The organism is Metabacillus sp. FJAT-52054 (assembly GCF_037201815.1).
GTDB classification, from domain to species: domain Bacteria; phylum Bacillota; class Bacilli; order Bacillales; family Bacillaceae; genus Metabacillus_B; species Metabacillus_B sediminis.
The window spans coordinates 923,873-945,509 of record NZ_CP147407.1; the positions used below are offsets into that span (position 1 = coordinate 923,873).

16 protein-coding genes and 1 riboswitch are annotated in these 21,637 nt (G+C 46.5%); of the genes, 13 read left to right on the forward strand and 3 right to left on the reverse strand.

Annotation, left to right across the window (positions count from 1 at the left end; all coding sequences use genetic code 11):
• Nucleotides 1–3 precede the first annotated feature (3 nt).
• The 3 genes from glpK (at nt 4) to WCV65_RS05015 (ending at nt 5,507) form a co-directional block, all read left to right on the forward strand.
• Nucleotides 4–1,494, forward strand: a complete 1,491-nt coding sequence (glpK, locus tag WCV65_RS05005; RefSeq protein WP_338780532.1) for a glycerol kinase GlpK — start codon at nt 4–6, stop codon at nt 1,492–1,494.
• Nucleotides 1,495–1,648: 154 nt separating this feature from the next.
• Nucleotides 1,649–3,310, forward strand: coding sequence for an FAD-dependent oxidoreductase (locus WCV65_RS05010; RefSeq protein WP_338780534.1), 1,662 nt, complete (start codon nt 1,649–1,651; stop codon nt 3,308–3,310).
• A 448-nt stretch (nt 3,311–3,758) separates the two neighbouring features.
• On the forward strand, nt 3,759–5,507 hold the full coding sequence (locus tag WCV65_RS05015) for a phospho-sugar mutase (protein ID WP_338780536.1): 1,749 nt from the start codon (nt 3,759–3,761) through the stop codon (nt 5,505–5,507).
• Between the two features lie 256 nt (nt 5,508–5,763).
• On the opposite strand, the gene WCV65_RS05020 is transcribed toward WCV65_RS05015, so the two are convergent.
• Nucleotides 5,764–6,156, reverse strand: a complete 393-nt coding sequence (locus WCV65_RS05020) for a DUF2294 domain-containing protein (RefSeq protein WP_156505913.1) — start codon at nt 6,154–6,156, stop codon at nt 5,764–5,766.
• Nucleotides 6,157–6,375: 219 nt separating this feature from the next.
• A riboswitch (cyclic di-AMP (ydaO/yuaA leader) is annotated at nt 6,376–6,517 on the forward strand.
• 597 nt (nt 6,518–7,114) lie between these two features.
• Here WCV65_RS05020 and kdpA point away from each other — a divergent pair.
• The 8 genes from kdpA to WCV65_RS05060 all read left to right on the forward strand — a co-directional run bounded on the left by kdpA (nt 7,115) and on the right by WCV65_RS05060 (nt 18,224).
• Entirely contained in the window at nt 7,115–8,788 is a 1,674-nt protein-coding gene (gene kdpA / locus WCV65_RS05025) for a potassium-transporting ATPase subunit KdpA (protein ID WP_338780541.1), read from the forward strand.
• A gap of 27 nt (nt 8,789–8,815) precedes the next feature.
• Nucleotides 8,816–10,840, forward strand: a complete 2,025-nt coding sequence (gene kdpB / locus WCV65_RS05030; RefSeq protein WP_035405417.1) for a potassium-transporting ATPase subunit KdpB — start codon at nt 8,816–8,818, stop codon at nt 10,838–10,840.
• 23 nt (nt 10,841–10,863) lie between these two features.
• The gene (kdpC, locus tag WCV65_RS05035; protein ID WP_338780543.1) at nt 10,864–11,418 is read left to right on the forward strand and encodes a potassium-transporting ATPase subunit KdpC; all 555 of its coding nucleotides are present in this window, start codon (nt 10,864–10,866) and stop codon (nt 11,416–11,418) included.
• Nucleotides 11,419–11,438: 20 nt separating this feature from the next.
• Nucleotides 11,439–13,766, forward strand: a complete 2,328-nt coding sequence (locus WCV65_RS05040) for a universal stress protein (RefSeq protein ID WP_338780544.1) — start codon at nt 11,439–11,441, stop codon at nt 13,764–13,766.
• 124 nt (nt 13,767–13,890) lie between these two features.
• Nucleotides 13,891–15,336 carry an amino acid permease gene (locus WCV65_RS05045; RefSeq protein WP_338782168.1) on the forward strand — a complete coding sequence of 482 codons (1,446 nt, stop codon included), beginning with the start codon at nt 13,891–13,893 and terminating at the stop codon, nt 15,334–15,336.
• Nucleotides 15,337–15,910: 574 nt separating this feature from the next.
• Nucleotides 15,911–17,053: a GAF domain-containing sensor histidine kinase gene (locus WCV65_RS05050; RefSeq protein ID WP_338780546.1), complete on the forward strand. Its 1,143-nt coding sequence runs from the start codon at nt 15,911–15,913 to the stop codon at nt 17,051–17,053.
• Nucleotides 17,050–17,682 carry a response regulator transcription factor gene (locus WCV65_RS05055; RefSeq protein ID WP_035405423.1) on the forward strand — a complete coding sequence of 211 codons (633 nt, stop codon included), beginning with the start codon at nt 17,050–17,052 and terminating at the stop codon, nt 17,680–17,682. Before WCV65_RS05050 ends, WCV65_RS05055 begins: the two co-directional genes overlap by 4 nt.
• Before the next feature lie 11 nt (nt 17,683–17,693).
• On the forward strand, nt 17,694–18,224 hold the full coding sequence (locus tag WCV65_RS05060) for an NAD(P)H-dependent oxidoreductase (protein ID WP_035405425.1): 531 nt from the start codon (nt 17,694–17,696) through the stop codon (nt 18,222–18,224).
• A 53-nt stretch (nt 18,225–18,277) separates the two neighbouring features.
• Here WCV65_RS05060 and WCV65_RS05065 read toward each other — a convergent pair whose 3' ends face one another.
• The gene (locus tag WCV65_RS05065) at nt 18,278–18,520 is read right to left on the reverse strand and encodes a YhdB family protein (RefSeq protein ID WP_035405685.1); all 243 of its coding nucleotides are present in this window, start codon (nt 18,518–18,520) and stop codon (nt 18,278–18,280) included.
• Between the two features lie 174 nt (nt 18,521–18,694).
• Here WCV65_RS05065 and WCV65_RS05070 point away from each other — a divergent pair, with 174 nt between their 5' ends.
• Entirely contained in the window at nt 18,695–19,018 is a 324-nt protein-coding gene (locus WCV65_RS05070) for a DUF3889 domain-containing protein (protein WP_035405428.1), read from the forward strand.
• Nucleotides 19,019–19,081: 63 nt separating this feature from the next.
• Entirely contained in the window at nt 19,082–19,993 is a 912-nt protein-coding gene (locus tag WCV65_RS05075) for an alpha/beta hydrolase fold domain-containing protein (RefSeq protein WP_338780550.1), read from the forward strand.
• Nucleotides 19,994–20,039: 46 nt separating this feature from the next.
• Here WCV65_RS05075 and WCV65_RS05080 read toward each other — a convergent pair whose 3' ends face one another.
• Complete coding sequence (locus WCV65_RS05080; protein WP_338780551.1) at nt 20,040–21,518, reverse strand: catalase; 1,479 nt, start codon at nt 21,516–21,518, stop codon at nt 20,040–20,042.
• Between the last annotated feature and the right edge of the window lie 119 nt (nt 21,519–21,637).

A 21,637-nucleotide genomic window follows, 5' to 3' on the forward strand; every position in this document is an offset into this window, starting at 1 on the left:
AAGATGGAAAAATACATTTTATCTCTTGATCAGGGGACTACGAGCTCGAGGGCTATTCTTTTTAACAAGGATGCAGAGATTGTCCACACAGCACAAAAGGAATTTACCCAGCACTTTCCGAAGCCGGGCTGGGTGGAGCATAATGCCAATGAAATTTGGGGCACAGTTCTTGCGGTTATCGCATCTGCTTTATCCGAATCAAACATTACGGCAGAACAGATTGCCGGAATCGGAATAACGAATCAGCGGGAAACAACTGTAGTATGGGATAAAAATACAGGACAGCCTGTTTACAACGCCATTGTATGGCAATCCCGCCAGACGGTGCCGATATGCGAAGAATTAAAGGCTCAGGATTTGAATGATAAATTCCGTGACAAAACCGGACTCCTGATTGACGCGTATTTTTCCGGAACAAAAGTGAAGTGGATATTGGACAATGTAGAGGGTGCCCGCGAAAAAGCGGAAAAAGGCGATCTGCTTTTCGGAACCATTGATACATGGCTGATTTGGAAGCTTTCCGGCGGACAGGCGCATGTAACCGATTATTCCAATGCATCAAGAACCCTTATGTACAACATTTACGATTTGAAATGGGACGATGAGCTGCTGGAGATTCTCGGTGTGCCAAAATCCATGCTCCCTGAAGTACGCCCATCCTCTGAAGTTTATGGTGAAACAATTGATTATCACTTCTTCGGAAATAAAATTCCGATCGCCGGCGCAGCAGGAGATCAGCAGGCCGCCTTGTTCGGACAGGCATGCTTTGAAAAAGGGATGGCCAAAAATACCTATGGTACTGGCTGCTTTATGCTGATGAATACTGGCGAGGAAGCGATAAAATCTGAACATGGCCTGCTTACAACCCTTGCATGGGGGGTAAATGGAAAAGTAGAATACGCTCTCGAAGGAAGTATCTTTGTTGCGGGATCTGCTATCCAATGGCTGCGGGACGGATTGCGCATGTTCAAAGATGCGAGAGACAGCGAATCCTATGCATCACGAGTTGAATCGACAGATGGTGTTTATGTTGTACCAGCTTTCGTAGGACTCGGAACGCCATACTGGGACAGCGATGTGAGAGGAGCGGTTTTCGGGCTGACACGCGGAACGTCAAAAGAACATTTCGTGCGCGCAACCCTCGAATCCCTTGCCTACCAGTCGCGTGATGTTCTGGATGCGATGGAAGCGGATTCCGGGATCACTCTTAAAACGTTAAGGGTCGATGGGGGAGCTGTTAAAAACAACTTCCTTATGGAATTCCAGAGCAACATACTCGGCGTGCCGGTGGAACGTCCGGAAATCAATGAAACGACGGCGCTTGGATCTGCCTATCTGGCGGGACTTGCTGTAGGCTTCTGGAAGGATCAATCCGAGATTTCCGATAAATGGGCAATTGATCACACATTTGAGCCGGATATGGAAGAGAAAGATAGGGAAGAATTATACGAGGGCTGGAAAAAAGCAGTAAACGCTGCCAGGGCTTTCAAATAATTCAAACCTGTGCTATAATAAACTCAAGTTAATGACAGTACGGTTGGAGATAAGGAGAGACCGCAGCGCTAAAACAGTGGAGACATTGTTTTGGTTCGTTGCGGTCTCTTTTTTTGCGCCTTCATCTTCTGCCAAAAAATACAGGGAGGCTAACATGATGAGTTTTTCTAGTTTAGATAGAGAAAAGCAGCTTGAAAAAATGACAACGGAGCAATACGACCTGTTCGTGATCGGCGGAGGCATTACCGGTGCCGGCATTGCACTTGATGCGGCATCCAGAGGAATGAAGATTGGTCTCGCGGAAATGCAGGATTTCGCTGCAGGTACATCAAGCCGTTCGACTAAGCTTGTGCACGGCGGTTTAAGATACTTAAAGCAATTTGAAGTGAAAATGGTGGCGGAGGTCGGGAAAGAGCGCGCGATTGTTTATGAAAACGGACCGCACGTAACAACACCTGAATGGATGCTCCTTCCAATGCATAAAGGCGGTACCTTCGGAAAATTTTCAACCGGCATTGGACTTCGTGTGTACGATTTCCTGGCAGGCGTTAAGAAAAGCGAATGGCGCACAATGCTGACAGCGGATGAAGTACTGGAAAGAGAACCGCTTGTCAAAAAGCAGGATCTGCTTGGCGGAGGCCGCTATGTAGAATACAAAACAGATGACGCCCGCTTAACGATTGAAGTCATGAAAGAAGCTGTTCGATTCGGAGCAGAGCCGGTTAACTATGCGAAGGTCGATGGCCTCCTATATGAAAAAGGCAAAGTGATCGGCGTGAAGATTTTGGACGTGCTAACAGGCAAAACGTATGACGTCCACGCCAAAAAAATCGTCAATGCAACTGGTCCTTGGGTAGACGGTCTGAGAGAAAAAGATCATTCCAAAGAGGGCAAGCACCTTCAGCTGACTAAAGGAATTCACCTGGTATTCGATCAATCCCGCTTCCCATTGAAGCAGGCTGTCTATTTTGACACACCGGATAAACGGATGGTGTTTGCGATTCCGCGCGAAGGCAAAACTTACGTAGGAACGACGGACACCGTCTATAAAAGCGACATTGCGAAGCCGAGAATGACAGAGGCAGACCGCAAATACGTGGTGGACGCCATCAACTACATGTTCCCGAGTCTGGAAATTAAAGTGGAAGATGTTGAATCCAGCTGGGCAGGATTACGCCCGCTTATTCATGAAGAAGGAAAAGATCCATCCGAAATCTCCAGAAAAGACGAGGTTTGGACTTCCAATTCCGGTCTGATTACCATTGCAGGCGGGAAGCTGACTGGCTACCGCAAAATGGCAGAGCATATTGTGAACCTTGTAGCAGAACGCTTGAATAACGAAACCGGAAAAGATTTCGGCAAATGCAAAACGAAAAACATGCCCGTATCCGGAGGCCACGTAGGCGGTGCATCCAGCTTCCAGCAATTTAAGAAAGTCAAAACAGAAGCAGGACAAAAGCATGGATTAACTGAACAGCAAGCAGAGCGGCTTGCCCAGCGCTACGGTTCAAACGTGGACCAGGTGCTTGAAATCCTGGACAGTGTGAAGGACGAGGCAGCACGCCTAAACATTCCGGCTTACGTTCTTGCTGCTGCGGAATACGCAATCACGGAAGAACTTGCAGCAACACCGGCTGACTTCTTCGTTCGCCGTACCGGAGCCGTTTATTTCAATATTGATTGGGTTAGAAGCTATAAAGAACCGGTAATCAGCTACATGGCCAGCCGTCTGAACTGGACAGATGAGCAAAAACGGACGTATACAGAGCAATTGAACGAGCAGATTGATTATGCGGTCGTTCCGCTCGCAGAATAATGTTCGACATGTGACTGCCCTGGGAGACTGGGGCGGTTTTTTTTTCTGTGAATTGGGGAATGGAATAGATGTTAAAAAGATTGATTGTACCGGGTTTAATGGATGTTAAAAGCAGATCAGGGTTGAACAGGGTTTACGGGCACAAAGAGGTGGATCGCATGCCAGGTGGCATGGATTTTACGGGCGAAATTTTGTCGATAACGGGCACAAGCGTGTCGATAACGGGCACAAACGTGTAGATAACGGGCAATTCGACATTGCCAGACAATGTTCGACTGACCGGATTCAGACCATGGCCCCACCCTAGTCAAAACCCGCCCCCATCCAGTGTTTTGTGATAAAATAACAGAGAACATGCGGTTCTTTTTCATGACAAATTGCAGGAGAGAACAGCATGGATGGAGAAACCGTATAGAGGGATAAAACTTAGCACTTCAGGAGGTAAATGATGAACTGGACACAAAGCTATGAGCGCTGGAAAAACCAAACCAATCTTGACCCTGAATTATTGGATCTGCTAGTCAGTTTCAAAGATGATGAAAAACAGCTGGAGGATTGCTTCTACAAGGATCTTGAGTTTGGTACAGGCGGTATGCGCGGAGAAATCGGACCGGGCACAAACCGGATGAACATTTATACAGTTCGAAAAGCTTCCGAAGGCTTGGCAAAATACATAGAATCTTTCGGTGAGGAAGCGAAAAAGAGAGGCGTGGCGATCGCGTATGATTCCCGTCACAAATCTCCTGAGTTTGCGATGGAAGCAGCGAAAACGCTTGCGACACATGGTATTCAAACATACGTATTCGATGAACTTCGTCCTACTCCTGAGCTGAGCTTCGCGGTTCGCGAATTGAATGCTTTTTCAGGAATCGTTTTAACGGCAAGCCACAACCCTCCTGAATACAATGGCTACAAAGTATACGGCGAAGATGGCGGTCAGCTTCCTCCTGCTGCGGCAGATGAAGTCATTTCAAAGGTAAATGAGCTTGAGGACGAGCTATCCATTGAGGTAAAGGATGAAGCAAGTCTGAAGGAAGCCGGGTTAATCAAAATCATCGGTGATGAAATCGATGAGAAATATACGCAAAAGCTGACATCTATTTCTGTGAATCCTGAGCTTTCCAAAGAGGTAGACGTGAAGGTCGTTTTCACACCCCTTCACGGAACGGCGAACAAGCCGGTGCGCCGCGGACTCGCTGCACTTGGATATGAAAATGTAATAGTCGTGAAGGAGCAGGAGCTTCCTGATCCGAACTTTTCAACGGTTAAGTCTCCTAACCCGGAAGAGCATGCGGCATTTGAATTGGCGATCCGCGATGGAGAAGCAGCGGGAGCTGACATCCTGATTGCAACTGATCCGGATGCAGACCGCCTTGGGATTGCTGTTAAAAACGAAGCGGATGAATACGTCGTTTTGACAGGAAATCAAACGGGTGCGATTCTGCTTCACTACTTGCTGTCCGAGAAAAAAGCAAAAGGCATCCTTCCGGACAACGGCATTGTGCTGAAAACAATCGTTACGTCAGAAATTGGCCGGGAAGTTGCATCTTCCTTCAATCTTGAAACGGTCGATACTCTTACCGGGTTCAAATTTATCGGGGAAAAAATCCGTGAATACGAAGAGTCCGGCCAGTATACGTTCCAGTTTGGCTATGAGGAAAGCTATGGCTATTTAATCGGTGATTTTGCACGAGATAAAGATGCGATTCAAGCTGCATTGCTAGCTGTTGAAGTATGTGCTTTCTATAAAAAGAAAGGTATGACGCTGTATCAGGGTCTGCTTGAGATTTTCGCACAATACGGATACTTTAAAGAAGGCTTGAAATCCTTAACGCTGAAAGGAAAAGAAGGTGCTGAGCAGATTCAGGACATCCTTGCTGCCTTCCGTTCAAACCCTCCTGCTGAAATCGCCGGCAAAAAGGTAACCATTGTTGAGGATTACAAAACCAGTGAAAGACAGCTGAACGTCTCCGGAGAAAAAGAAGAAATCGATCTTCCAAAATCCAACGTCTTGAAATATTTCCTTGAAGATGGCACATGGTTCTGCCTGCGTCCATCCGGTACGGAGCCGAAAATCAAATTCTACTTCGCTGTCAAAGGCACATCCCTTGAGGATGCCGAGCAGCGCCTTGCGCATGTTGAAAAGTCCGTAATGGAAGCGGTAGAAGAGATTATTACGAATAAAGCAGGCAAGTAATAAAGCACAAAAAACGCTTGGATTGAATCCAAGCGTTTTTTGTGTGGGGTTTATCTGGTTGCAGTGGCGGCGGCTAGGTGCCAGTCCCGTCATTCTTCACCGCATCGGGGGAAAGAGACCATGTCCGATGAGCCCTTATGCCCCAACGGTTTCCAGGATCGGTGCCGGAGATTTTGTACGGTAAAATTTATGGGGAAAGGCACCATATCACGCGGTCATCCCAACGCCAGCCCACCGTCGCCCAATCTGCAATCCATTACTCCCCCTGCGAAGGACACGCAGCTTCCATCAGTCTCTCCAAATCCTGGTCCATAATGAACATCTCAATGCGTTCACCGGTTTTCGTGCTGATATCGCTATGGCTGGACAGTACTTTGCAGCCTGTCAGGCCTTCGATGATTTCTTCGTATTTTGCACTGTACATTTCTCTGAGCAGCTGTCTCATATGCTTTACGAGCTTTCGGCCGTCGTCCCGTTCCACAAGGTGCTTTTCCTCAACTGTCAGGACGCCTTTGAATCTGGTAATGACCATGTCTCTCATAATATACGTTTTGGCTTCCTGAGGTCCTCGGCCGATCAGCTCGCGCTGAAATTTAATTAATGCTTCGCTTACGTCTGCTTCCAGCTTCTTTTTCGTTGTATAAGGCAAACCGATGTCCTCCATTAACCCGATTTATTTCCAGCTAATCTTAATCATGGGGAAAAAGTTTGTCAACAGGAGAAAAGAGGAGAAATAATGTGAAAAAGTGAACTCAGAATAATAAAATGGCAGATTAAGAGTGAATATGAGTAAATATGCTTAAATTTAGATATTAAAAGGGTATTTACTTTATAGAGCGGCAGGATTAAAATAAATCTCGTAAGAAACAATTAAAGACGGCTTAGTCCCTGGTACACAGGGAACGGAGGAACCAATTTTTTGGGGTTAATTCTGCAGCAGCAGAAAGGATGAGAAACTCTTTCGCCATCCTACCCGTCAGCTAACTTCGTCGGCTAAAGCGAAGGAGGTCCATGACCGCCTTAAAAGGGTGTTTTTTTATGGAGTTTTTTAATAAACTCTGCAAAAAACCTCTTCATTCCGCTGGTCTTTTTATTTTGCTTACAAACTGAACATGTGAATGGATAAGTGAAAAAGTCTGGGGGACTGGACGTAAAGGAAGCTTCTGGCTTGCTGGACGTAACGTAGACCAATGAGTACTTTTTCTCCGAATAAACAAATCTTGGCTTGCCCTGTAAAACAGGTGCCTGAGCTTACTTAAGATTTGTCCGGGGAAGGAGTAAGCATTGGTCTATTTTTTGTTTTCAGGATTGCTCCATCCTTGGGAGGGATCGGTCAGGAGGGCTAACAGCGGAGGCAGCCGCCTTCCTGCTTTTCATTCACCGAACTCAATTTGGGAGGTCGCGTATGGACATTGCAGCGATAGGGATCGCCGTTATCTGCTTCGGTCTGTTTTACGGATTTATCGTATTCTGTGAAAAAGTAATAAAAGAATAGGAGTGGCGGATATGATCTTTTTATTAATCCTCGTACTTGGTTTGTCAGCATATTTAATTGATGCCCTTATTCATCCTGAAAAATATTAATTCGAATGCCGGAGGAGAAAAACATGGATTTTGTTCAAATGGGAATTGTCCTGCTGCTTGTTGTGCTGCTGGCTATTCCGATGGGGAAATATATTGCACGCGCCTTTTCGCTGGAAGAGACGAAGCTGGACCGGGTGTTCGGCTTTGAGAAAATCATATATAAGTTATCCGGAATAAAGCTTTCATCTATGACTTGGAAGCAATATGCGATTGCCGCTTTGCTTTTCAACATTGTGATGTTTGCCATCACCTATCTTGTTGTTAGACTGCAGCACGTTCTGCCGGGAAACCCGAGCGGAATTGCAGCGATGGACCCGTTTTTATCCTTTAATACGATTTCAAGCTTTTTAACAAATACGAACCTTCAGCACTACAGCGGCGAGTCAGGATTATCCTACCTGTCACAGATGATGGTTATTATGTATTTAATGTTTACGACGCCTGCTACAGGGCTTGCCATCTGTATCGCATTCTTTAGAGGCCTGACAGGGCAAAAGAGCATGGGGAACTTTTATGTAGACTTGGTTCGTGCTCATACCCGTATCCTGATTCCGCTGTCAATCGTTGTCGGTCTTGTTTTAGTCAGCCAGGGTGTTCCGCAAACGCTAAGCGGTACAGTAAATGCCGAAACACTTGAAGGCGCCCAGCAGCAAATTGCCCGCGGTCCTGTTGCGGCACTAGAATCGATTAAGCATTTAGGAACAAACGGCGGAGGATTTTTTGGAGTCAACTCTGCCCATCCATTTGAAAACCCGAATCCATTTACAAACGTTTTAGAAATTCTTTCGATGTTCCTGATTCCGGCTTCTTTGCCATTTGCCTTTGGACATATGGCGAAAAGCCGCAAGCAGGGGTGGATCCTGTTCAGCTCAATGGGCATCATTTTCCTAGCCTTCCTAGCTGCCGCCTATTTTGCTGAAAGTAACGGAAACCCAGCGCTTGCAAACATCGGGATTTCCCAGGGAAACGGAAGCATGGAGGGGAAAGAGGTCCGATTTGGAATTGCCCAAAGTGCCCTGTTTACCACGGTAACAACGGCAGCTACTACAGGAACAGTTAACAATATGCATGATACGCTGACTCCGCTTGGCGGAATGGTTCCGCTCGGATTGATGATGCTGAACAACATCTTCGGCGGTGACGGTGTCGGTACGATCAATATTCTGATGTATGCAATTCTTGGTGTTTTCCTGGCTGGACTGATGGTTGGACGAACGCCTGAATTCCTCGGCAGAAAAATTGAAGCTAAGGAAATGAAACTGATTGCGATTACGATTCTTGTTCATCCGCTGATCATTCTTGTTCCATCAGCGATCGCTCTCGCTACCGAAATGGGCTCATCAGCGATTTCCAATCCGGGATTCCACGGAATTTCACAGGTCGTGTATGAATTTACTTCATCTGCTGCGAACAATGGATCTGGATTTGAAGGACTGGGCGATAACACGCCATTCTGGAATATTTCCACGGGTGTTGTGATGCTGCTTGGACGTTACTTGTCCATTATTGCCATGCTTGCTGCCGCCGGATCCCTACTCAGCAAGAAGCCGGTGCCGGAAACGCTTGGAACATTTAAAACCGACAATATGACGTTTATGACGATTCTTATATTCACCGTGATTGTTGTTGGAGCCCTTACATTCTTCCCGGTGCTTGCACTAGGACCGATTGCAGAATGGCTGACGATTGCGAACTAATACAAAGAGAAGAGAAGGAGCAAGATCATGAATACGAAGCGGAAAGCGACGATGACAAATGATATTGTCAAACAGGCTTCAATCGATGCCTTTAAAAAATTAAATCCAATGACGATGGCGAAAAATCCTGTTATGTTCGTGGTGGAAATCGGTTTTATCGTCACGCTCATCCTGACACTGGCTCCCAGCCTGTTCGGTCCTGGGGAAGGCGCCGGCTATAACGGTATTGTCAGCATCATCCTGTTCATTACCATTCTTTTCGCTAATTTTGCTGAAGCGTTAGCGGAAGGACGGGGAAAGGCTCAAGCCGATTCGCTGAAAAAAACGAAACAGGACACGAAAGCAAAGCTTCTTCAAAAGGATGGCTCTTACAAGTCGGTCAGCTCCACAGATTTGCGGAAAGGCGACATTGTCCTAGTTGAAGCGAACGAGCTGATTCCAAGTGACGGAGAAATTATTGAAGGGGTATCGGCAATTGATGAATCAGCCATTACCGGAGAATCTGCTCCTGTTATTAAAGAGTCAGGCGGCGATTTCAGCTCTGTAACGGGCGGAACAAAAGTCATCAGTGACGCTATTAAGATAAAAATTACTACAGATCCGGGTGAATCATTCCTTGACCGGATGATCGGGCTTGTCGAAGGGGCAAAACGCCAAAAAACACCGAATGAAATTGCATTGAATACATTGCTTGTCAGCTTGACCCTGATTTTCCTGATTGTTTGTGCCACACTGCTTCCAATCTCATCTTATGTGGATGCAGCCGTTCCGATTGCGACCTTGATTGCCTTGCTCGTCTGCCTCATTCCAACGACCATCGGCGGCTTGCTTTCAGCGATTGGGATTGCTGGAATGGACCGGGTAACGCAGTTTAATGTCATTGCGATGTCTGGGAAAGCAGTAGAAGCTGCTGGGGACATCAACACCATTATCCTCGATAAAACCGGAACGATTACACATGGAAACCGGATGGCTGCTGACTTTGTGGCCGTTGGAGGAACAAGCAAAACAGAACTGAACAGAGTAGCGATGGAAACCTCTCTTTTCGATGAAACACCGGAAGGCCGCTCTGTGATCGAGCTTGCGAGAAAGCAGGGAGCGGCGGAAGAAAAACGGGATGGCTCTGAAGGAGTCGAGTTTAAAGCGGAGACCCGGATGAGCGGAACGGATTTCGCTACAGGAAGAAAGGTAAGAAAAGGGGCCGTTGATGCCATAAAGGAATATGTGAAAGATCAAGGCGGAACAATTCCATCCGATCTTGATGACCAAACCACGATGATCGCAACAGAGGGCGGAACTCCGCTTGCAGTCGCAGACGGAAATCGCATTTTGGGCTTAATTTACTTAAAAGATACCGTGAAACCAGGGATGAGAGAACGGTTTGATGAGCTACGCAAAATGGGAATCAAAACCGTCATGTGTACAGGGGATAACCCGCTTACAGCCGCTACAATTGCGCGCGAAGCAGGAGTAGATGACTTCATTGCAGAAGCAAAGCCTGAAGATAAAATTGCCGTCATTAAAAAAGAACAAGCGGAAGGAAAATTGGTCGCAATGACCGGGGATGGAACGAATGACGCCCCTGCACTTGCTCAAGCAGACGTGGGTCTTGCCATGAACAGCGGAACCATCGCCGCAAAAGAAGCAGCCAATATGGTGGACCTTGATTCGGATCCAACGAAAATCATTGAAGTTGTGGCCATCGGCAAACAATTGCTCATGACCCGCGGAGCGCTGACAACTTTCAGTATCGCCAATGACATTGCAAAATACTTTGCCATTATCCCTGCCATGTTTATGCTTGCGATTCCACAAATGCAGGCGCTGAACATCATGCAGCTTGATTCACCGCAAAGCGCGATTCTTTCTGCTCTAATCTTTAATGCGATCATTATTCCGCTGCTCATACCGCTTGCAATGAAAGGCGTCAAATACATTCCGATGAGCGCTACGAAGCTATTAAACCGCAACCTGTTTATTTATGGATTCGGCGGTGTCGTCGCTCCGTTCGTTGGAATTAAAATCATTGATATGATTCTATCTGTATTTTAAATCGAGAGAAAAAGGTGAAAATCATGTTTAAAAACTTACGAATTGCCCTAGTCCTTCTTGTCATCTGCGGCATTGGCTATCCGCTGCTGATGACAGGAATTGCACAAGCCGTCATGCCGGCGAAAGCGGATGGAAGTCTGATTGAGAAAGATGGAAAGGTGATTGGCTCTGAGCTGATCGGACAGACGTTTAAAGATCCTTCCTACTTTACAGGACGTGTTTCTTCTATAGAAAACAATGCAGCAGGTTCCGGATCAGGGAACTATGCACCATCAAATGCCGATATGATTGAGCGTACGAAAAAAGATATCGCAGCCTTTCTAAAGGCGAATCCGGATGTAAAGAAAAGCGATATTCCGGCAGACCTGCTGACCAACTCAGGCTCCGGACTGGACCCGCACATTTCACCGATGGCAGCAGAAATTCAGATTCCGAGAATCTCCAAGCTTCGCAATTTGGATGAAAACGAGCTGAAAGACTTGATTAAAAAACATACAGAAGGCCGCCAGTTTGGGCTGTTCGGCGAGCCGAGAGTCAATGTGCTGGAACTGAACATGGAGCTTGGTCAGAAAAAGTAACGAGTTAGGGGGCGGAAGCGATGGCCGATCAATTTAGACGAAAATCACCTGAGGAGCTTCTGGACTCCATTTCCAAACTCCATCGCGGCCGTCTGAAAATCATATTAGGAGCGGTAAGCGGTGCGGGAAAAACGTATCATATGCTGCTTGAAGGCCATTCTTTAAAGAAAAAAGGGCTGGACGTCGTGATCGGTGTCATCGGCAGAGGGGAAAACCGCCCGAAAACAGAAGAAAAAATCGGAACGCTTGAAACGGTTCTTCCCATCCAATGGCGCCGTGGAGACAGCATTCGCTATGACTTGGATCTGGAGCGTTTGATTGAACGGAACCCTGAGGTTGTACTCGTCGATAATCTGGCAAAAAGAAACCGCCCCGGAGCAGAAAATCCAAGCAGGCTGGACGATGTACTCAAGCTCCTTGAGCACGGAATCAGTGTCATCACCACCTTAAATATTTATGAACTGAGCGGTGCCAGGCAGGTAGCCGAAAAGCTTACGGGAATTAAAGTGAAAATTGAGGAATGCCTTCCAGAGGACACTTTAACCAGGGCAGACGAAGTCAAGCTTCTCGATGTTCCGCCTGAAGCCATTTTGAAAAGGCTTCAGGAAGGATGTCCGGAAGGTCTGTACGGGGAACTGTTCAGTCAGGGGAGCCTGACCGCTTTGCGTGAGCTTGCTCTTCGTTTTTTGGCAGGAGAAGTGGGAGAGGATCTTGAGGAATACCGGGAAAAACAAGGGCTGATCGGAGCCTCCGGTGCCTCGGAGCGAATCCTCGTCACAGCGCAATATCACTGGAACGGCTCAATCTTAATCAGAAGAGGGCACCAGATAGCCAAGCGGCTCGGGGGAACCCTGAACGTCGTTTGCTTTATCCCCCACAACCGGTCGATCACCTCCGAGCAGGCGGCATTTAAACGATCGATGAAAAAACTGACAGAGAAATTGGAAGGGAAATTCGAGGAGCTGCCGCTTTTAAATGAAGATGCGCCTTCCGCCATCGTTTCCTATGCAACGAGGAAAAACATCACCCGGATTGTAATGGGCCATTCAAAAAAGAGTGTATGGGAGGAGCGAATTCAGGGATCGGTTGTGAATAAGATTCTTCGCCATACTCGGAATATCGATATTTTCCTTGTCCCGGACAGGACCGAAGCTGAGGGAGAGCGGCTCCTGCCCGCTAAACAGTCCGAGCTTCCTGTTAATCCTTTTAAGCGGCTCTCGGCAGATGAAATGGCCGATGAAATCAGTAGAATCCGGCGGGGAACACTGAAAATTTATATCGGTGCCGCACCGGGTGTCGGTAAAACATACACGATGCTGAGAGAAGCGAATGAGCTGAAAAAAGAAGGAATCGACATTGCCATCGGTCTTCTTGAAACCCATGGACGCAAGGAAACCGAGGAGCAGGTAGGGGACCTTGAGCTTATACCGAGAAAACAGATTCCCTACAAAAATGTCGTCTTAGAGGAAATGGATACAGCTGCGATTATTAAGCGGAATCCTGAAGTTGTCCTTGTCGATGAACTCGCCCATACAAATGTCCCGTTCAGCAAGTATTTAAAACGGTACGAGGATGTTGAAGAAATTCTTGAAGCGGGAATTTCGGTTATTTCCACCGTGAACATTCAGCACCTGGAATCTCTGAATGACAGTGTTGAGCAAATAACAGGGGTAAGAGTACGTGAAACGATTCCGGATCGGGTCTTAACCGCTGCGGATGAAATTGAACTGATTGATATCTCTCCAAAAGCCCTCAGGCAGCGGATGAGGGAAGGAAACATATACGCCCGGGAAAAAGTCGAGCAATCGCTTCAGAACTTTTTCAATACCGGCAACCTGATTGCGCTGAGAGAACTTGCGCTAAGGGAGGTAGCAGATGACGTAGATGAAAGGCTTGAATCATTAGTGCGAAGCCAAACGATGCGGGGGCCGTGGAGAAAGCAGGAAACGATTTTCGTCTGCATCAATCTCCATCCCGAAAGCGAAAGGCTGATTCGCAGAGGCTTCCGCATTTCCTACCGGCTTAAAGCGAAATGGTATGTGATGTTTGTAAAAGGTCCGGCACCTCTTTCAATGGAAGAGGAAGCCCTTTTGAAAAAGGCCAGGATGCTGACCGAGCGTCTTGGTGGAGTCTTTTTGCTGCGGGAAACAAAAGAATCAGGGAAAATTGTCCAGAATATCGTCATCCAGCTGATTGATAAAAAAGCGACCCAGCTCATAGTCGGACACACATCCAGATCAAGGGTGGAAGAGCTATGGAAAGGGCGGGTCGTCCAAAATCTGCTGAAAGAAACGAGAAATTATGATGTCCTCGTTGTTGCGAATCCAACCGACGCAGCTAAAGGATAGGAGAGTGTACCATGTCAGGGGACACGAGCTAGTTTCCATGTGTTTCATCATTCGTTATTAAAACGGAAAGGGATGAACATGGATGAAACAAGCAGTGGTGAAAAACAGGCCGGCCGTGCTGCCGATGCCAAAAAAACAGGCAGTCCATGATTTGCAGCGAGGACTTCAAGCAAGGCATTTAACGATGATCTCAATTGGCGGAAGTATTGGAACAGGACTTTTTCTAGCGAGCGGTACCTCCATTTATTCCGCCGGGCCAGGCGGTGCCCTACTTGCCTACTCCATTATCGGAATCATGGTGTACCTGCTTATGACAAGTCTTGGCGAAATGGCTGCCTATATGCCGGTAACGGGCTCTTTCAGTACGTATGCTTCAAAATTTGCAGATCCAGCCCTGGGATTTGCATTGGGCTGGAACTATTGGTTCAGTTGGGCCATCACACTTGCCGTTGAAACATCGGCCGCAGCCATCTTGATGAGGTACTGGCTGCCGGATTCTTCCTCGCTCCTGTGGAACGCCCTGTTTCTGCTTTTGATTGTAGGATTGAATCTGATGCCGGTGAAAAAATACGGGGAAGCCGAATACTGGTTTTCCATGATTAAAGTGGCAGCCATCATCGTGTTTATCATAACGGGACTGCTGATGATTACCGGCATTCTTTCTGGACAAACCTCAGGACTGAGCGGCTTCACCGCGGGGGATGCGCCCTTTCACGGCGGACCGCTTGCCATCCTGGGAATCCTGATGATTGCCGGATTCTCCTTTCAGGGAACCGAAATCGTTGGCATCGTTGCAGGAGAAAGTGATAATCCGAAAAAGAACATCCCAATCGCAATCAAACAAATTTTCTGGAGAATCCTTCTCTTTTATATGCTCGCGATCTTTGTCATTGCGATGATCATTCCCTTCACGGACGAGCGCCTGATGGTAGGAGATCTAAGCAACGTCGCCATGAGCCCGTTCACACTCGTTTTCGAAAAAGCCGGCATCGCATTTGCCGCGGCTGTAATGAATGCAGTCATCCTGACATCTGTCCTGTCAGCCGGAAACTCCGGTCTATACGCAGCAACCCGGATGCTGTACGTAATGGCAAAGGAAAATAAAGCCCCATCGATATTGAAAAAAGTAAACAAAAACGGCGTACCGATTTTCGCTCTGCTGCTAACGGCATTCGTAGGAATGCTCGCCTTCCTAAGCTCCATCTACAGCGAAGGAACCGTCTTCCTCTGGCTGCTGAACGCCTCCGGACTCACAGGTTTTATCGCCTGGATGGGAATAGCAATCAGCCATTACCGGTTCAGAAAAGGGTATCTCGCTCAAGGGAACCTTCTTGAGGATCTTCCTTATAGAGCAAAATGGTATCCCCTTGGACCCATTCTGGCTAGCCTGCTTTGCCTATTCATTATCCTGGGCCAAAACTATCAAGCCTTTACAAGCGGACCAATCGACTGGCATGGAATACTCGTCACCTATATCGGCCTCCCTATTTTTATCGGAGCATGGATCGGACATAAAGTCATCTGCAAAACCAAATGGGTCACACCTGAAAAAATGGATTTAAAACCGTAGCCTATGGAGTCCTTATTGCATCAGGAAATCACTTCGGTACATGGCTGCAAGTGAAAACGCTCAGACTGAATGGATTTGCAGCCATCAGGCGAAGTGATTTCACGTTAGAACCCCGCTAACTGGGATGGCGGGGTTTTTGTTGTTGTGTGATGTGGTCGTTGATAGATATTCCTAAAAACAGTAATACCAGTAATTTGGTTCACAACCAGCGATGCCAGGGAAGAATGCCAGGCAAACGTCTGAAATCCAGGAATGCCAGGGAAGAATGCCAGGCAAACGTCCGAAATCCGGGAATGCCAGGGAAGAATGCCAGGCAAACACAGTGAATCCAGGAAAGCCAGGAAAGAATGACAGGCAAACGCTATGAATCCAGCGATGCCAGAGAAGAATGCCAGGCAAACGCTCCGAAACCAGGAAAGCCAGGAAAGAATGCCAGGCAAACACTCCAAATCACTTGACCAGTGTCCCCCATCCCCTACCCTACAACTAAAGTCCGAGACAAAATTCCTCCTTTCCATGTAAGAATATTCGGCTTATTCCTGATATACTAACGAATAAGAAGGAGCGAAACGGCATGAACCAGGATGAAAGACGGATAAATGAATTAAAAACACTAAAAACAATTGCGGAGAAGCTGAATGAGGGCAATGAACTTGCCATTCTTCTTCCTGATGTATTAAAGGAGCTCGTTTTATTGGCTGATATGAAGACGGGCTGGATTTTCCTTGTTGATGATCAAGGAAATCATTCGCTTGCTGCTGATTATTCATTGCCAAAAGCTCTTATGTTCGAGGAAAAGAAACCAATGTGCGGTGCGAGCTGCTGGTGTATGGATCGTTTTCGAAACGGCCGTTTGACGCAGGCTGCGAATATTTTAAGCTGTCAGAGAATTGAAGAAGCGATTGAATATAATTATGGTGATACCGAGGGCGTGACTCACCATGCAACTGTCCCGTTAAGTGTAGGGGGAGAGAGGTTTGGCCTGCTTAATATTGCAGCACCGGGGAAGAAGCATTTTTCTGATGAGGAGCTTGCTTTGTTAGAATCGGTTGCACTCCAGATTGGGTCGGCGATTAAGCGGATCCAGCTTGCTGAGAATGAACAGAAGCTTGCCCTCATTGCGGAGCGAAATCGACTTGCCCAGGATCTTCATGACTCGGTCAATCAGCTGCTCTTTTCGATTTCTCTTACAGCGGGCGGAATGAAGGAGATGACTGGGGAGCCGAAGCTTAAAGAAATGCTTACCTATGTGCAGGATTTGTCTCAGGAAGCCTTGTCTGAAATGAAATCGCTTATCTGGCAGCTAAGACCTTCAGGATTGGAGCGGGGATTAACCTGTGCGCTTAAGCAATATGCTGATATGCTTGGACTTACAGTTCATTGTGCGGTAGAAGGCGTCCATAATCTTTCGCCTAAAATAGAGGTGGTGCTCTGGAGAATCGGCCAGGAAGCGCTGAACAATATCAGAAAACATGCAGGGGTTGATAGCGGGTCATTAACTTTTTCCAGATCCAAAGATAAGGTACAGCTTGTGATTAAAGATAAAGGGCGCGGATTTCATTGCCCGAAGTCATCCTCTGATCTTCCTTCCCTCGGTTTGCAGGGAATGAAACGAAGAGCCGAGCAGCTGAACGGAACATTTTTCATCCGTAGCAAGCCAGGGGCAGGGACCACTATACAAGTAACGATTCCATTAAAGGGAGCTGAAATGCCATGATTCGAATTCTTCTTGCAGACGACCATCCGGTTGTGCGGAGGGGGCTTGGCTTTTTTCTGAGCATGCAAAAGGATATGGAAATTGCCGGAGAGGCCTCGAATGGGGCAGAGGCTCTGCATCTGGCCGGAGAGCTGAAGCCGGATATTATTCTGATGGATCTCAGTATGCCGGAGATGGATGGAGTCCAGGCGACAAAAGCCATTAAGGCTGATTTTCCGAAGATGAAAATTTTGATTTTGACGAGCTATGCGGATCAGGATCATGTCATACCTGCAATTGAGGCGGGTGCATCAGGGTATCAGCTCAAGGATGTGGAGCCAGGAGAGCTTGCTCAAAGCATCCGTGCAATTCTAAACGGGGAGAATAAGCTGCATCCAAAAGTAACGAATCATGTACTCGCCCATCTTTCGAATGGAAAAAAAGAGAAAAATCCTCTGACTGAATTGACTGCAAGAGAGCTTGACGTGTTAAAAGAAATTGCAAAGGGAAAAAGCAACAAAGAGATTGCTGCATCCCTGTTTATCACCGAAAAAACAGTTAAATCACATGTTTCCAATCTCCTTCCGAAGCTGCAGGTTTCGGATCGCACACAGGCGGCGCTGCTTGCAGTAAGAGAAGGATTGGCCTAGGAGGATGACAGATGAATGTATTAGTACTAAGCGGCGGACCGAGAAAACACGGCCGTTCAGCTATTGCGGCAAAATGCATTGCAGAAAACCACAAAACGGATCTAATTGATCTGTCCCAGTTTGCTCTGCCGCTTTTTACTGGAGAAGAAAGTCAGCCAGCCGATTCTCAAGTAAAAAAGCTGAAAGAGGCAGCTGAAAAAGCAGATGGATTTGTGCTGCTGTCGCCTGAATACCACGGGGGAATCTCAGGTGCTCTAAAGAATGCTCTCGATTTTCTGAACAGCGGTTATTTTGCCCAGAAGCCGGTTGCTTTAGTATCTGTAGCCGGAGGAGGAAAAGGCGGAATTAATACACTGAATCAAATGAGAACCATCATGCGGGCGCTCTACGCCAATACGATTGCCAAGCAGCTCGTTTTGGATCCGCATTGCTTTGATATGGAAGCGAAGGCTTTACATGCAGAACCTGCTGGGCTGGTAAATGAGCTAATGGATGAACTGGCTCTTTATTTGGAAATTTCAAAGCAAATCAGAAAGCTGTAAAAACAGAAAGGAAGGCAAAGTCCAAGCGGACTGCCTTCCTTTTTTGTACTTATCTATGTTAAAGGAACAGCATGTTCCTGGATTTCCGGATGTGCGGCATGATCGATATATCGAAGCAATGTGTAAAGGTTCTGTTCGATCATGGTGTAGTCATGCTCAAAATTATAAGCATGCAAAAAATGTTCAATTTTTTTAGAAAGAAAATCATCGTGGGTCCGCACCATTAAGATCAGCAAATTGTCCCACTGGGAACGGTGCGTGTAATATAAAGCTTTATCATAATCAACGGTATTCAAATGATTTTCCTCCTTCATTAGGAGTCCTTCTTAATGTGCGCACACTCGTGAGAATTCCTCTGGGGAAAACTTGGCTTCCGCTAAAAACGGGATTGGGAGTTACTGCACAGGATAAGATTAATTTGTTTCGTTCGGGACAAAATAAGATAAAATCCTTTTACGGAGGAGATTTTGTTGAAATCCCGATTTTGGCTGAAAGCATTGGCTTTTATCTTATTTGCTGTATTTTGTATAGACTCTGCCGGAGTTTATTTCCATAAAGAAGAATTGCTGAAGGAAGAAGGCGAATATGCCCTTCAAGCTGTTCAGGGGAGTTTTCCTGATGCGGCTATTCGTACATTTTCCTATACAGGCCGAAAAACGTCCGGTCACGAGGCGAAGGATTTTTACCGGGTGGAAGCAGCGGTGAAAAACCGCCATCCTCTTGTGCTGCTCGTTGAAGTGACGGTTAATCCTGAAACAAGTGAACCCACAAGAGCACATGTAAAAAAACTTTAAACGTTTCTGCTGTCCCTTCCAGTGGTATAGTTTAGGCAAGTAAGGAAAGGGGCGGACACCGTTATGTTTCATGATACCGAGAAAAAGCTGATCTCATTATTTGTGCAAAAGGAATGGGATGAAGCCTATGCACTGATTTTACAGGACGAGCCGAATCATCCGGGTAAGCTTCACAAATTCAGCTTCTGGAAAGCCTGCCTGCTGTGCATAAAAAATGAGCCGGATGAAGCGTTGGCCACTCTGCAGAACGCATTTGACAAAGGCTTTTGGTGGAATCCGGACTTGCTTAAGGGTGACCAGGATTTAACTCCGCTTCATGAAAAAAAAGCATTCCAGGGGCTTATTGATGAATGTGAAAAGCGAAAAAAACAAGCGATGGAAGAAGCAAGACCGCTCGTCGAATTTCATGGTAATCAGGATCCTTCAGCTGCAGTTGTCGTTCTGCATGGACGAGGCGGAAATATGGAAGATACCATTCCCTACTGGATGAACGAGATGTCAGTGCGCGACTGCCTATTCGCATTCCTGCAATCCTCGCAGGCAGCGGGTTATGAAGCATACGGCTGGGATGATGCGGACAAGACTATACGTGAAGTACAAGGAATTGTGAATAAAATCATCAAAGATTATCCCGATGTAGAAAGGATTATTCTTGCTGGCTTTTCACAAGGAGGAAAAACGGCAATCAAACTTGTCCTTAGCGAAGAGCTTGAAAGGACGAATGAATTCTATGCTGTCGTTCCGGCTATTCGCGAGGAAGACCTGCAAATGGGTGGAAAAAGTGGTGCAAGAGGCTGGATCGTTACAGGCACAGAGGACCCTTTTTATGCAGAAACGAAGAAATTGAAACAGCATCTGGAAAAGCAAAAAGTTAAATGCGAATGGATCGAATATGAAGGGATGTCTCATACATATCCTGAAGATTTTACTGAGCTATTTCAAGCATCTTTTCAATCAAAAAAAGTCACCCGTTGATGGGCGACTTTTTTTCTCATTTAAAGAAAATAGTTGAGAATACTGTTTACATTTTGCTGAGCTGTGCTGTATAGGCGCTAATATCGATACCGAGTGAATCAGCGAGACGCTGACCGTATTCTGCATCTGCACGGTAGAAGTTGCAGATGGCAAGCAGCTTTGTACGTTCATGAACGCTTTGTAAATCATCTGTCATATTTTTGATCAGATTGTCCTGCTCTTCTTTCGTATAGCTGCGGTATTTTTCGCCCGCTTGCTTGAAGTCGTTCGGTTTTTCGATTTTTTCCCTAGTGATATAGCCTGACGGAAGCGGTTGAACGCTATCCCGGAAAGCTGGTGCCTCTTGAGGAGCTTCAGCATGACGGGTTGGCTCGTAGTTTGTTGGTGACGTTTGCTGTTTCGTTTGCATGAAGCCGTCGCGCTGGTTGTTGCGCACCGGTGCATATGGACAGTTAACCGGGATCTGCATATAGTTTGGTCCGAGTCTGTGGCGCTGTGTATCCGGGTATGAGAACAAACGGCCTTGCAGCAGTTTATCTTCCGATGCTTCAATTCCAGGCACCAATGCGCTTGGAGAGAAAGCAGACTGCTCAACATCTGCAAAGAAGTTTTCAGGATTGCGGTTCAAAGTCATAGTTCCTGCTTTTTGAAGAGGATACTCATCCTCAGGCCATATTTTTGTTGGATCGCACGGATCGAAATCAAGGCTGTCGTACTCATCCAGCGGCATGATTTGCACATACAGCTCCCATTCTGGATAATCGCCCTTTTCAATCGAATCGAAAAGATCGCGCGTTGCATGGTTGAAATCTGTTTTTTGGATTTCAGCTGCTTCTTCAGCCGTCAGGTTCTTAATTCCCTGAAGGGGCTTCCAGTGGTATTTCACATACACGACATTTCCTTGTGCATTCACCCACTTAAAGGTATGTACGCCGAAGCCTTCCATTTGACGGTAGTTCGCAGGTGTTCCGTGATCAGAGAACAGGTACGTCATCATATTTGTGGATTCCGGTGTAAGGGACATAAAATCCCAATATCTGTCTGGATCCTGAATGTTCGTTTCAGGAGATGGCTTTAATGAATGAACCATATCAGGGAATTTCATCGCATCCCGGATAAAGAAGACCGGCAAATGGTTTCCTACAAGATCATAGTTCCCTTCATTTGTATAAAATTTCACGGCAAATCCACGGGGATCGCGGAGGGTTTCTGGTGATCCTTTAGAATGAATAACCGTCGAAAATCTTACAAATACAGGTGTTTCCCTTCCTTCTTCGCTTAAAAAATCAGCGCGTGTAAATGGATACATGCTGGTTTCCGTTTTGAATACCCCGTAAGCTCCAGCTCCGCGGGCATGGACGACGCGCTCAGGAATCCGTTCGCGGTCAAAATGAGCGATTTTTTCAAGCAAATGATAGTCTTCAAGAAGTGTCGGGCCGCGCTGGCCTGCTGTTCTGGAATTCTGATTGTCTCCAACCGGGACCCCTTGATTTGTTGTTAAGTTTGGACGATTGTTTTCAGTCATGTTATTGCCTCCCTATCATTCTATCAATAATTATTATTATATAGTTTTTAGTTTGATAGTCAATATTTAATAGTAATTATTTTAATTTAGATGTGCGAATAATATTGATGGGAATTAAT

Bases quoted from the DNA above. Each gene is read 5' to 3' on its own strand.
- glpK (WP_338780532.1), top strand. From the start codon at position 4: ATGGAAAAATACATTTTATCTCTTGATCAGGGGACTACGAGCTCGAGG.
- WCV65_RS05010 (WP_338780534.1), top strand. From the start codon at position 1,649: ATGATGAGTTTTTCTAGTTTAGATAGAGAAAAGCAGCTTGAAAAAATG.
- WCV65_RS05015 (WP_338780536.1), top strand. From the start codon at position 3,759: ATGAACTGGACACAAAGCTATGAGCGCTGGAAAAACCAAACCAATCTT.
- kdpA (WP_338780541.1), top strand. From the start codon at position 7,115: ATGGATTTTGTTCAAATGGGAATTGTCCTGCTGCTTGTTGTGCTGCTG.
- kdpB (WP_035405417.1), top strand. From the start codon at position 8,816: ATGAATACGAAGCGGAAAGCGACGATGACAAATGATATTGTCAAACAG.
- kdpC (WP_338780543.1), top strand. From the start codon at position 10,864: ATGTTTAAAAACTTACGAATTGCCCTAGTCCTTCTTGTCATCTGCGGC.
- WCV65_RS05040 (WP_338780544.1), top strand. From the start codon at position 11,439: ATGGCCGATCAATTTAGACGAAAATCACCTGAGGAGCTTCTGGACTCC.
- WCV65_RS05045 (WP_338782168.1), top strand. From the start codon at position 13,891: ATGCCAAAAAAACAGGCAGTCCATGATTTGCAGCGAGGACTTCAAGCA.
- WCV65_RS05050 (WP_338780546.1), top strand. From the start codon at position 15,911: ATGAACCAGGATGAAAGACGGATAAATGAATTAAAAACACTAAAAACA.
- WCV65_RS05055 (WP_035405423.1), top strand. From the start codon at position 17,050: ATGATTCGAATTCTTCTTGCAGACGACCATCCGGTTGTGCGGAGGGGG.
- WCV65_RS05060 (WP_035405425.1), top strand. From the start codon at position 17,694: ATGAATGTATTAGTACTAAGCGGCGGACCGAGAAAACACGGCCGTTCA.
- WCV65_RS05075 (WP_338780550.1), top strand. From the start codon at position 19,082: ATGTTTCATGATACCGAGAAAAAGCTGATCTCATTATTTGTGCAAAAG.
- WCV65_RS05080 (WP_338780551.1), bottom strand. From the start codon at position 21,518: ATGACTGAAAACAATCGTCCAAACTTAACAACAAATCAAGGGGTCCCG.